Here is a 445-nt window from a genome sequence, read left to right on the forward strand (position 1 = left end):
AACCCACGACAACGGGAGTCACAATCCCGTGCTCTACCAACTGAGCTACGCCCACCATAGTGCGTAGCAAAGAAGTCAAACAACTTCTTTGCTGAACTCCAACCCGGCCAATGGCCTGGCTGAAGCTTTAATTGGTGCGGATGAAGAGACTCGAACTCCGCCCACCATAGTGCGTAGCAAAGAAGTCAAACAACTTCTTTGCTGAACTCCAACCCGGCCAATGGCCTGGCTGAAGCTTTAATTGGTGCGGATGAAGAGACTCGAACTCTTACGCCTCGCGGCGCYGGAACCTAAATCCAGTGTGTCTACCAATTCCACCACATCCGCGGCTTGATACTGTTAAAGCAAAGGCGCCAGACGGTTAAATCTGGCGCCTTTCGAAATATGGGGTGGACGATGGGGATCGAACCCACGACAACGGGAGTCACAATCCCGTGCTCTACCA

The 445-nt window shown here is 52.7% G+C and carries 1 tRNA gene; it reads right to left on the reverse strand.

Annotation, left to right across the window (positions count from 1 at the left end):
* Window positions 1–242 precede the first annotated feature (242 nt).
* Window positions 243–327: transfer RNA gene (locus AC1DH9_RS31010), tRNA-Leu, on the reverse strand.
* Window positions 328–445: the final 118 nt, after the last annotated feature.

It is taken from the genome of Pseudomonas sp. 05T35 (assembly GCF_056396605.1).